General features: G+C 33.5%; 4 protein-coding genes. 2 read left to right on the forward strand and 2 right to left on the reverse strand.

The annotated features are described in order from the left end of the window. A partial coding sequence (locus ACKI67_RS03620; protein WP_407462028.1) for a hypothetical protein occupies nt 1–5,964 on the reverse strand: 5,964 nt, incomplete at its 3' end. Nucleotides 5,965–6,886: 922 nt separating this feature from the next. After that, complete coding sequence (locus ACKI67_RS03625) at nt 6,887–7,492, reverse strand: flavodoxin family protein (protein WP_407462029.1); 606 nt, start codon at nt 7,490–7,492, stop codon at nt 6,887–6,889. A gap of 179 nt (nt 7,493–7,671) precedes the next feature. Here ACKI67_RS03625 and ACKI67_RS03630 point away from each other — a divergent pair, with 179 nt between their 5' ends. Both ACKI67_RS03630 and ACKI67_RS03635 read left to right on the forward strand, forming a co-directional pair. After that, a complete protein-coding gene (locus ACKI67_RS03630; RefSeq protein WP_407462030.1) occupies nt 7,672–8,457 on the forward strand; it encodes an ADP-ribosylglycohydrolase family protein in 786 nt (261 codons plus the stop codon). Nucleotides 8,458–8,541: 84 nt separating this feature from the next. Beyond that, entirely contained in the window at nt 8,542–8,949 is a 408-nt protein-coding gene (locus ACKI67_RS03635) for a DUF1810 domain-containing protein (RefSeq protein WP_407462031.1), read from the forward strand. The last annotated feature ends 94 nt before the right edge of the window (nt 8,950–9,043 follow it).

Below are 9,043 nucleotides of genomic sequence, written 5' to 3' on the forward strand. Positions count from 1 at the left end.
ACATGTTACGTTTGCTGTGTTGTTCCAGGTACCGTTTATCAATGCTGTTGCTGTGATTGTGAATGCGTATGATTCGCCTACATTCAATTTTTCAATAATTATCTTATTGTTGATGAATGAAGAGTCATTACATGAGGTTACATTGAATTGTTCTGGTACGATATCGGTAATTTCTACCATTGTTGCGTTGGATGGTCCGTTGTTGGTTACATTTATAGTGAACACTACGGTTTCGCCAACTTTGACACGGCCAGGTTCAACGGTTTTGTTAATGGTTAAGTTTACCACTGGATCTACGATAACAGTTACGGTATCGTTGATTACTGTGTCGTTTTCTTTACAGGTTACGTTTGCTGTGTTGTTCCAGGTTCCGTTAATCAATGCGGTTGCGGTTATTGTGAATGCGTATGATTCACCGACATTTAATTGGCCGATTATTAATTTGTTATCGACGTATTTTGTGCCGTTGCATGCGGTTACATTGAATTGTTCTGGTACGATATCTTCGATTGTTACGACAGTTGCGTTGGATGGTCCGTTGTTGGTTACGTTTATTGTAAATACAATGGTATCTCCAACTTGGACATGTTCTAAGTCTACAGTTTTGTCAATAGTTAAGTTTACTACTGGGTCAACGGTTACGTTTACTGTGTCGTTTACGACGGTATCGTTTTCTGGACTGTTTACGTTTGCTGTGTTGTTCCATGTTCCGTTGATTAGTGCGGTTGCGGTAAGTGTGAATACAATTGAGTCTCCAGTGTTTAATTGGTCAATAATGATTTTATTGTCTGCGTATCTGGAGTCATTGCATACTACGTTTCCGAATTGTTCTGGCACTACATCCTCAATTACAACTTGGGTTGCGTTGGATGGTCCGTTGTTGGTTACGTTTATAGTGAATACTACGGTTTCGCCAACTTGCACATGGCCAGGTTCAACGGTTTTGTTAATGGTTAAGTTAACTACTGGATCTACGATTACTTCGACTGTGTCATTGATTACTGTGTCGTTTTCTTTACAGGTTACGTTTGCTGTGTTGTTCCATGTACCAGCGATTAATGCGGTTGCAGTTATTGTGAATGCGTATGATTCACCGATATTTAACTGTGCAATGATTAATTTGTTATCACTGTATGCTGTGTCGTTGCATGCGGTTACATTGAATTGTTCTGGTACGATATCTTCGATTGTTACGACAGTTGCGTTGGATGGTCCGTTGTTGGTTACGTTTATTGTAAATACAACAGTGTCTCCAACACTTACGTGACCTATGTCTACAGTTTTGTCGATTGTTAGGTTGACTACTGTGTCGACGGTTACGGTTGCGTTGTCTTCGACTACTGTGTCGTTTTCGTCGCAGGTTACGTTTGCTATGTTTACCCAGGTACCGTTTATCAATGCTGTTGCTGTGATTGTGAATGCGTATGATTCACCTGCATTTAAGTGGTCAATTATGAGCTTGTTTCCACTGTATGCTGTGTCGTTGCATGCGGTTACATTGAATTGTTCTGGTACGATATCTTCGATTACGACTTGGGTTGCGTTGGATGGTCCGTTGTTGGTTACGTTTATTGTAAATACAATGGTGTCTCCAACTTGTACGTGATCGAGGTCAACTGTTTTGTTTATGGTTAGGTTGACTACTGGATCTACTGTTACATTAACTGTGTCGTTTTTGATGGTATCGTTTTCTTTACAGAATACGCTTGCTGTGTTGTTCCAGGTTCCGTTAATCAATGCGGTTGCGGTAAGTGTGAATACAATTGATTCTCCTTTATTTAATTGGTCAATAATGATCTTATTGTCCGCATATCTGGAGTCATTGCATACTACGTTTCCGAATTGTTCTGGCACTACATCTTCGATTGTTACGACGGTTGCGTTGGATGGTCCGTTGTTGGTTACATTAATGGTAAATACAACAGTTTCTCCAACTTGTACGTGATTGTTGTTTACAGTTTTGTTAATGGTTAAGTTAACTACTGGGTCAACGATTACAGTTACTGTGTCGTTTACGATTGTGTCGTTTTCTTTACAGGTTGCGTTTGCTGTGTTGTTCCAAGTTCCTGCAATCAATGCGGTTGCGGTTATTGTGAATGCGTATGAGTCTCCCACATTTAATTTGTCAACAGTTATTTTGTTGCCACTAAATGCTGTGTCGTTGCATCCAGTTACTTGGAATTGTTCTGGTACGATGTCTTCGATTACGACTTGGGTTGCGTTGGATGGTCCGTTGTTGGTTACGTTTATTGTAAATACAACAGTGTCTCCAACGAATACGCGATCGAAGTCAACAGCTTTGTCGATTGTTAAGTTGACTACTGGGTCAACGATTACTTCGACTGTATCATTAACTACTGTGTCGTTTTCATCGCAGGTTGCGTTTGCTGTGTTGTTCCAGGTACCGTTGATTAATGCGACTGCTGTAATTGTGAATTGGATTGATTCTCCTTTATTCAAATAGGAAATAGTGATCTTATTGTTTTCAAATCTAGGATCACTACATCCAGTAACATTGAATTGTTCTGGAACCACATCTTCTATTACAACATTTGTAGCATTTGATGGTCCGTTGTTGGTTACATTAATAGTGAATACTATTGTGTCTCCAACTTTTACATGTCCAAGGTCTACGGATTTGTCAATGGTTAAGTTGACTACTGGAAGAACAGTTACTGTTGCGGTATCGTTTACGACGGTGTCGTTTTCTTTACAGGTTGCGTTTGCTGTGTTGTTCCAGGTTCCGTTGATTAATGTTTTTGCTGTAATTGTAAATAGATATGAGTTCCCTACATTCAATTTAGGAATTATAATTTGATTTCCACTGAATGAAGTATCATTGCTTGTTACATATTCGAATTGTTCAGGAAGAACATCTTCCACTTTAACCATTGTTGCGTTGGATGGTCCGTTGTTGGTTACATTAATGGTAAATATTACATTTTCACCAACGTATACGACATCAACATTAACGCTTTTATCAATTGTCAAATTAACTACAGGCAATACTTTAACAGTCTTATTGTCTTCATTGTTAGTCAAATTCCAATCAGTTTCGTTGGAACTTGCATTAGCAATGTTGTTATAGTTATCAGCGAATGTTGCAATTGAGTTAATGGTTAATTGCACAGTTGATCCATTGGTCATGTTTCCAATGTACCAAATTCCTGTGTTAGCATCATAATTACCTTGTGATGCAACATAGCTGACAAATGCAAATCCAGAAGGCAATTTGTCTGTTACAGTTACATTAGTTGCATTTGTACCATTATCTGCATTGTGTACAGTAATTGTCCAAATTGCAGTGTCCCCTACATAATATTCGTCCTTATCAGAGTCTTTATCAGTAGAGATGTCTACATATGGAATTACTCTAAATGCACTGGTATTTTCAATGACTTTATAATTCCAGTCTTCAGGGTGAATTGCATAAACACTATAGTTTCCAGGTCTTAATGGTTTTGTAAGGGTTACAGTGACATTTCCATAAATATTAGTTATAAGATTTGTCATTGGAAGTATTACTTCACCATCTGCATGTTGAATCATGAGTTGGATTAATTGTTCAAATTCACGATCATCCTGATAAACTTTTGTTCCATTTTCACTAAGTTCAGCTCCATTTACTGGTTCAAGAACAGTAGTTCCTGTATTAATGGATTGTCCGTAATTGTTCCAGTAAGTCACATCCAAGAAATGAATTTGATCATTGGATGCTGTGTTATGGATTGCATTAATGATATTGTCTCCACCAACGTGTACAACAGTTACATTAACATCACTTTGATTATAGAAACTTTCTTCAGGCTCTGGAGTAATAATCAAAAGATAACTCCATGCTTGATTTTCACCAAATGTGTCATGTTGAAGGTTGAAATTTTTTCCGTCAGTGTAGATTGCAGATCCGTTACGAGCTTTATTGTTAGTGAAAGTGTTGCTATCAGTGTTTGTGTTGTCACCTTTAACATATATTGCTCCACCGAGACCGGTAGTTCCTTCAGCACTAGCAGGTACTGCTTCGTTGTAAGTGAAGGTATTTTTGCTAATACTTGAGCCACTTCCTTCAATAAATAGTGCTCCACCTTGATCAGTTACATTGTTTTTATTAAATGTGTTGGAGTTGATTTGACTGTTGTCTCCGTCAATATATATTGCTCCACCATTTGTAGCATTGTTGCTTTCGAAGGTAGAATCCCTAATATTGGTGTTTTGACCAACTATGTAAATACCTGCACCTTTATCCGCTTTGTTGTTTCTGAAAGTGCTGTCAGTGACGTTTGTATTGTTTCCTTCAATATAAACACAAGCTCCGGTGTATACTGCTTCGTTATCATGGAAGTTAGAATTGTTGATTGTAGTGTTATTACCTAAAATGAAAACTGTACCGTTATCACTATTGTGGTTATAAAACTCTGAACCATTTATTACAGTTCTATGACCAACGATATAAATAGCAGCACCACTACCATCTTGGGCTGTGTTGTTATTGAATTGACAATCAATTATCTTAGTGTCATTACCAAATACATAAATTGCTCCAGCATTACCTGTGGACCCATCAGGATAATTATATAATCCTGATTGGTTAGCTGCAGTATCATGCCTTGAAACAAAGTTGTCAGTAAAATTACATCCGATAATGCTTATATTATTACCTTTTGTATTTCTACCGTTAAATGCAGCATCATCAAGACTTCCATCAGCATTGGTTAATCCACCAACCATTATTGCTGCACCTTGCCCTCCTGTGTTATTGACAAAATTACAATTTTTAACAATAAGGTCATCGTGACTTATTCCGAGACAAGCGGAATACTCTTCGGTTCCTGTACAATTGATAAAATTACAATTTTCAACAATTTCCGGGCTGGTAATATGATCATCTCCAGAATCTGAGAAGTTCGCATGTATATAAACTGCAAACCATTTGGATTCAACACCAATGAAGTTTGTATTGTTAATTATAGATGGAACAGTTCTACTACCCCATCTTGATTCATCAGCAATACATATTGCACCACCATGGTTAGTGGATGAGGTATTTACAAAGTTACAATGGTCCATCTTTATTCCGAATGCAGCTATCAATTGACCATGTCCGTCGTCAAATTCATTGTATTGGCCTTGTGCAACATTTGGATTGTAAATGTGATGCAAATTTGTAAAATTACAATTTGTGATTGGATATTGTCTATTAGAGCCTTGATCACCCATAAAACATAATCCTTGTACACTACATTGTAAATTATTAAATACAGAATTTGATATACTTCCTGAAGCACCAGCAAACCAAAACATGGAATTGGTGAAATTCATATTTTCAAATCGAACATTGTTTATTTGACAATCATTGATTGTAAATACGTATCCTCCATCAGTGAATTTTGCCATTGTGGTATCACCAATATAGCTTCCACCATAGACAGTTATGCCATTTAGTGTGCTAGACTGCCAATATTGGCGGTTAGCAGTGCCGCTATATGTTTTACCATCAAGGAAGATTATATCTCCAGGACTCGCATCAAACATAGCATTTAAGACATCTGATGCTGTATCACCTTGAACATGTATTTGAGCACCTAGGATTTCTTCATTGTCACTAGCTCGCAATAATTGCGCTTTGTTATTCAAAGTTAAACAATCATTACTTTCAATTTCGTCTATATCTTGTTCATCGTCCTCCAGGTCCAGTGAGGGACTTGATGTATCATCAATTGAATTTAATTCACTCTCATCTAAATTGTCATCAACTGAATCTATTAGTTCATCGTTTGAATCATCTCCAACTGAATCCAATTTAACGTCGTTTAAATCTTCATCAATTGAATTTACATCTGAAACAGATAGGGTTGTAAGTTCGTCCGTGTTTGAATCGTATGTTAATTCACTTGCACTTACAAATGAAATTGAAAATATTATTAAAAACAGTATTAAAGTGAAAAATAAATCTCGCTTTAAACGCATAATTTTCCTCATTTTAAAACAATTTTTATTTTGTTTAACTTTAATTAATGAAAACTTTTGCCTTTTTAATAATATTAAAATAAGAAAAACATATGAAACCGCTACATAAGTAGCAATTATATTATTAACATTTTTATAAATATAAATCTTTATATTTAAATTAAAAAATAATAAATTTATATATAAATAGTAATAAGTTTGTTTTACAAGAATAGGATGAAAATTTTATAAAAATTTTTATTTTTTTTATTTTAAATTTTGAAAAATAGTTGTTCTGAGATGAATTTTTCAAGATCAATTTTTGAAAAAATTGTTTATTTTGGTGGATGTTGGAGTTTATTATTTTTTTTTAAAATTAGTCAAATTGTAAAAATTAGTGTGTGTAAAATTTTTAAAAATAGATTATGAATAATAAAATAAAATAGCTATCTACAACCCATAAACCAATTAAATTAATAATTGATAAAAAGATAGCTAAATTATTTTATTTAATTTAAGTCACTTCGCCCAATTTAATATTTTTTAATGGACCTGATATTAAATTAAGCGAAAATTTTTCACTAGGTTTTTTCCTAGAACTGAATCCGAAGATTAAGACTATTGGTTAAAAGCCTTTGATATTGTTCTAAAGTTATTAGAACAATATCTGATTCCAATTTTTTCAGTATTTAATACTATTATTAACAAAATTTTCATCAACATACATGCCCTAATCATATTTGCTATAATCCAAACATATATGCACATTTAATTTAATTAGTTAATATAATATATACTTTACCATATTTAGTTTTATTTTTTTCTAACAAATGTTCTGTTTTGTCTAATATTTCAAGAACTTTATTCAAAAAATAGTTAACTGTTTTAATGATATTGAATTATATTCATTATTGTTCCTATTATCATATAATTCTTAAAAATACTATTCTTTAGCTAATTCTGCACCTATTTCATATGCATTTTTCAAATCCATTTCAAATTCCTTTTCCTTTTCTTTGATTTCATCTTCAGTCTTTTTCTTGCTTGTCATTCCTTTATATGATTCATAAACCTTAACTTCGCCATTTAACATTTTAAACAAATCTTCTGTTGATTTGAGATTAGGGCGAACATTTTTTTTAAAATGCTTTTTTGGAGAGATAACACTATAAAAGATGCCTACATTTACTTTTCCTTTGTAGTAGTAGTTTCTATCATATGAAACAATACAATATATAAGTCTTTCAACTAAAGCCCTATAATGGCTTGTTGGTTCATTGAAGAATATTTGAGAACCTATTAAAAGAGTGTCTGCATTAAGAATCTTTTCAATTATTGGGGATAAGTCATCTTTCCAGTAACATTTGAAGCTTTCTTTATTTTTCTTTTTACAAATTGAGCAGATCATGCAACCTCTCATATCTATTTTGTATAAATCAAAGTATTCAACTTCGCTTCCGACGGATTCGGCACCTTCTCCTGCAGATTTCAAAAGCTTTCCTATTTCCTGTTTTATTTTAGGGTCTGCATTAATTACAATGGTTTTCATTATTCCACCTTTTTTTAAAATTATCCTTTGAGTTTAGACTTAATTAATTATTTATCTTAAAACTATATAATCTATTATCCAAATTATAAAAAGTAAATTAAAAAAAGTTATTTTTATAATAACGAAGTTTTATAAATAACGAAATCCATATTATTAGTATAAAGAATAGGGGGTAAAATATGAAAGGAATTATTGGAGCAATTGCTGGAGATATAATCGGATCAACACATGAGTTTAAGCCAATTAAAACTAAGGAATTTTCTCTTTTTAATAAAAAATCTTCATTTACTGATGATACAATCATGACACTTGCTGTAGCTAAATGGCTACTTAAGGATAAGAATTCAAAGGAGGAATTGGTTAGGCAACTGCAAGACTTTGGAAACAGATATCCTAAAGGAGGATATGGCAGAATGTTTAACAATTGGTTAAAGACTGAAAATCCAGAGCCTTATAATAGTTGGGGTAACGGTTCAGCAATGAGGGTTTCTCCTGTTGCATGGGTTGGAGACTCCTTAGATGAAGTTCAAAGATTGGCAAGGATTTCTGCTGAAGTAACCCATAATCATCCTGAAGGAATTAAGGGGGCATTGGCTACTGCTGATGCTATCTATTTGGCAAGACTCGGATCATCTAAAGAGGAAATCAGAGACCATATTGAAATAAGATATGACTATGACTTAAACAGAACAGTTGATGAAATCAGACCATACTATAAGTTTGATGTTTCTTGTCAAGGTTCTGTTCCTGAGTCAATCATTTGTTTTTTGGAAGCTGAAGATTATGAGGACACCATTAGAAACTGCATTTCCTTAGGTGGAGATGCTGATACCATGGCAGCTATTGCAGGAGGAATTGCATCTGCATACTGGGAAGTTCCAAATGAAATACATTCTAAAGCGATTCACAGATTATCTTATGATCTTTTAAATGTTTTAGTGGAATTTGAAGATAAATTCATATAATTTTCAAATTCTTTTTTTATCTTTTTTTATCTTTTTTTAAATAATTTTAAAAATTTTAATAATTTTAAATTAGGGGGAGATAATATTAGTTTAGATAGGTTTATAAATGCTCAAAAAGAAGATTATGCTATTGCTTTTAGGGAAATCAGCAATGGCAAAAAGAGAAATCATTATATGTGGTACATATTTCCTCAAATCAAAGGTTTAGGCAGAAGCTCTACAGCCAAGTATTATTCTATTGATGGTCTTGAAGAAGCAAGGGAATATATGGATAATGAATATTTAAGAGATAATCTGATAAACATATCTTCTGAATTGCTTAAGTTGGAGACTAATGATCCTATAAGTATATTTGGTCACACTGACAGTAAGAAATTAAGAAGTTCAATGACATTATTTGAATTGGTCAGTGATGATGAGGTTTTCTCTCTTGTGTTGGAGAAATACTTTGATGGAAAGAGGGATGAACTTACTCTTGATTTAGTGAAATAAATGAAATTTTCTCTTTTCATTTTTTGATATTTTTTCTATTTTTTTTAAAAATTCATTTAATATTTCATTAAAATTTTTTTAGCATTTTTCAATT

The organism is Methanobrevibacter sp., assembly GCF_045577275.1.
Classification (GTDB): Archaea; Methanobacteriota; Methanobacteria; order Methanobacteriales; family Methanobacteriaceae; genus Methanobrevibacter.

Coding starts and splice junctions, on each gene's coding strand:
- ACKI67_RS03630 (WP_407462030.1), top strand. CDS start 7,672: ATGAAAGGAATTATTGGAGCAATTGCTGGAGATATAATCGGATCAACA.
- ACKI67_RS03625 (WP_407462029.1), bottom strand. CDS start 7,492: ATGAAAACCATTGTAATTAATGCAGACCCTAAAATAAAACAGGAAATA.